The 3,104-nt window shown below is 59.0% G+C and carries 2 protein-coding genes; both read right to left on the bottom strand.

Annotated elements, in window-relative coordinates; all coding sequences use genetic code 11:
• Positions 1-214: 214 nt before the first annotated feature.
• Complete coding sequence (locus tag QMK24_RS40885) at positions 215-2,671, bottom strand: tyrosine-type recombinase/integrase (protein WP_283471986.1); 2,457 nt, start codon at positions 2,669-2,671, stop codon at positions 215-217.
• Positions 2,664-3,104, bottom strand: a 441-nt coding sequence (locus tag QMK24_RS40880; protein WP_283471985.1) for a tyrosine-type recombinase/integrase, incomplete at its 5' end; no start/stop codon positions are given. The genes QMK24_RS40885 and QMK24_RS40880, both read right to left, overlap by 8 nt.

Genomic DNA, 3,104 nt, shown 5'->3' with positions numbered 1-3,104 from the left:
GGCTTGCAGAGGGCTCGGGTTATTGCACTATCTCTGTGCGCCGAGGATCTGACGAGTGCGGAGCTATCCAGTCATCAATTGACTTTTGACCGCAGAACCGAGAGTGTTCGGCGGCTGGAGCCAGTAATCGATCGTGCAGTTTCCAGGTGGCCAGGATCAGTAAGGCCTGCGGCACTTGCAGAAACACCTCGGCACACAGCTTGATAGCAATTCGCTATGCTGGCTCGCCGCTGGGAGGCCGCATAGATGGGATGCCCAGGGGAACTCGTCTGCTTGATGCTCGTGTTCGGCTAGCTTGTTCTCGCTTCTCTTGGAGGAACTGAAGGGTTAGGTCTATTCCTTCAAGCTCGCCAAGCCACCCTTCCTTCTCGGCTCGGATTCTTCGGTCCCTGAGATCTACCTCAAGTTCATCGAGCCTCGGGATCATCTTCGGATCCACTTGTAGCATCGGGCAACGAACACAAGCATGCTCGTGCTGACACGGAGTTCCATAGGGGCGGCCACAGTTTCCGAGCTCCACCTTGCGGCGATCGAAGTGAATCTCGAACTCTGACCATTCCTCCGGCGTGGCTTTCCTGTACTCCTCGCTCGGTCGCTCCGCGCGGCGCCGAGCAAGGTATTCCTGGTAGTGTCGGACTACGTCCTCATTGAACACCGCAACGTATCCACCGGTGGTTTCGATATTCAGGTGGCCCAAAAGTGCGGCGCCGATGTGAATGGGCAGCCCATTGTTGACGACCTCGGTAGCGAAGAGACGACGGAAGTCATGGGGTGCGAAGGTTAGGCCAGTGAATGCCGGATTAACCGTGGCGAGTCCTTGACAAAGGGTCCTCAAGCGGGCAGCGATCGTATGCGGACTCACTACTCCGCGGCCTCGTGTTCCTCTCTGGAAGAGAAACGGCATTGGAGAACTCCACTGCCGCTCATGGGCATCGAAGCGAGAGGTCAATGGGACGGTCCGGGCACCGTCAGCAAGGTGCCGGCGGACGATAGCAGCGATGACGTGGAAAAGTTCCGCTGACATGGGGATGACGCGCTCGCGATCGGTCTTTGAAGGGGCGATGACCAGGAGGGCAATCACTTCGTTGTTCGGACGCTGGTACTGCCGCACGCTGAGTTGGGTAAGTTCCACGAGTTCTTCGATGCGTACCCCACTGAGCCGCAGCACTTCTACATAGGCCCAATCCCAGAAGGTATCGTCTTCGTTCTTTTCGGCGTGGATGACAGTGCTCGCGCCTTCCTCGACCACGCGCACCGGTGCTCGCGAGTGTCGGGCCCTGGTTTGGTCGGCGCGACTGTTGGTGCGCAGGTAGACGGTACCGTCATGGACGAAGCGGTCGCCGAGTTGGACGGCCGATGCCGCCTTGAATAGTCTGAGTGCGTGCTCGCGTCGTGTCTCGACATGTCTTACCAGGATCGGCAGTAGCGGCTGCCTTTCGCGGATTCGGTTGTGGGTCCGTTCTCTCGCGCGCCGCTTCTCCTTTCGAACTGAGCGGATCTCGTGTTGAGGGATCGGGCAAGCAGTCGACCAAGGCCCCCACCGCTCTGGCTCATGCAGTGCCCAACTCTGCAGGTCCAGATAGAATCCGCGTACTTGCATTAGGAGGGAGCCAATGTTCCGGCGAGGCTTCTTGGGCTCGCCAGGATCACCGTCGAGGTGGCTGACTTCTTCACGCCACACTTGGTACAGGTCAGTTGTAAGCCTGAGATCGGTTTGATCTGGATTGAGTTTCTCGATCTTTTGCCAGAAGAGCGACACAAGGATCTGGGTTACGTTGACCAGTGCGCTGTAGTCCAGATCGGGCTTGCGCCGTTCCAAGTAGTCGATGAACAATTGACGGACGGAAGAATTCCCTAGTGGATAGCTGTCCACCAGTTCCGATACGGTCTTCTGCCCGGCGATGAGAACAGCGCGGAGCTTTGTGGGTGTGCCTGGCGGGAAATACCCCATCGCGTGGAGTGTGTCCCATGTCGCGTGTCCGGAGAACCTACTGCTGCCAGCGGTTGCTCCTCGGGTGAGCCCGTATCGATGACATTCGAGCGAATAGTGCAGGAGGCCTTCGGGCGTGAGGTCGGGCAGCTGGATTCCCTGACTGATGAGGGTCATTGTCAGGTCGAACAGCGACATTCGCTGTTGTCCCAGACTGTGAGTGCTGCTCGCCTCGACCTCGAAAAATTTGTCCAGGAGGGGATCACCCTGAATGTGCCGGAACTGCTCCGGCAGACCTACGAAATCATTGGAGCGCAGAGCGCGCAGCGAGGGCTGAAGGACTCTGAGACAGAGGAGGCAGCGCAGACCAAGAGCAGCCTGCGTTCGATGCGGTTTGTGAGTGAAGCGATCACGCACCGGGTTCCCGGGTTCATCCAGACCGCTGGCCTTCCATCGCTCTTGCCATGTAGCCCCAGGATATTCTGCGAGGTGGGCCAGAACTCGCCGGGTCGCAATTCGGCGGCTCTTCGCGCCGTGCTGCTTGGTTAGGCTGTCCCAGCCAACGGCAGCGCAGTCGGCAATGTCCTCGATGGTGGCCTGGCTTAGATCTCCGTATGGACGTGGAAGTACGTTTGGAATGTCTGGTTTGGGGTTCAGGTTGCTGACATCGTGCTTCAGCCGCACTTTCCGATTGCTGTAAGCAGGTCCTGCGCGGCGGTTGCGCAGAGTTGCGTCAGCCACCGAAGACCGCCTTCATGTCCTCTGGATCGTATCCGGGGGCGAGCGTCGGAGTCGGCGTCGGCCTGGTGTAGAACTCCTGGAGCTTGTCGGCGATTTCATCCAGTCTGACCGGAAGGTAGATCCCCGTGGTGTCGAGCTTTTTGTGCCGCATGATGCGCTGAATTTCAGGCAGTGTCAGCTTGGGGTCCCTCGCCATTCGGTATGCGGCGGTGTGTCTCAAATCGTGGAGCGTCCAGTTGGTTCGCAGTTTCTCGTTGGCCCGCTGTAGCGTCCGTCGCATCGCCGAATAGGTCAGCGGTCGGGTCTCGCCTCTTAGGGTCCGCCATACGTGTTCCCCTGGCTCTGGGACACCTTCTTGGCCTAGGTAGGCCGCGAGATGCCTGAACCCTTCCGGGGATGCTGGCACCGGCTCGCGCAGCTTTGTGCCTTTCGA

It is taken from the genome of Streptomyces sp. PH10-H1, from assembly GCF_030063355.1.
GTDB lineage: Bacteria > Actinomycetota > Actinomycetes > Streptomycetales > Streptomycetaceae > Actinacidiphila.
The sequence above is the reverse complement of the archived record's forward strand: the minus strand, read 5'-3'. Positions and strand labels throughout refer to the sequence as shown.